Source organism: Neisseria sp. P0014.S002 (assembly GCF_051958295.1).
GTDB lineage: Bacteria > Pseudomonadota > Gammaproteobacteria > Burkholderiales > Neisseriaceae > Neisseria > Neisseria flavescens_B.
Window position 1 is genome coordinate 1 of sequence record NZ_JBQCVO010000153.1, and the last position, 229, is coordinate 229.

General features: G+C 42.4%; 1 pseudogene. It reads left to right on the forward strand.

The annotated features are described in order from the left end of the window. Positions 1–163 (forward strand): annotated as a pseudogene (locus ACTHSX_RS10970) (subtype B tannase); the annotation flags it as partial. Between the last annotated feature and the right edge of the window lie 66 nt (positions 164–229).

Below are 229 nucleotides of genomic sequence, written 5' to 3' on the forward strand. Positions count from 1 at the left end.
CTTATCCAAAAAAAAATACACCGAAAATAGCATCGTAGTGAACGGTCAAGCATTAAATTTCCGTGCTTAAGAAGGCGTGGTGTACGTCCGCAATCCTGTAGATACCCGTTACCAAAGCCTCAATATTTATGTACCCGAAGCCACTTACAACCGCGGCGAGATATAACATTTAAACCCCGAAAAAGCACATATTTTACTGCCAAACCAAATCGCCGGCTATATGACTGAC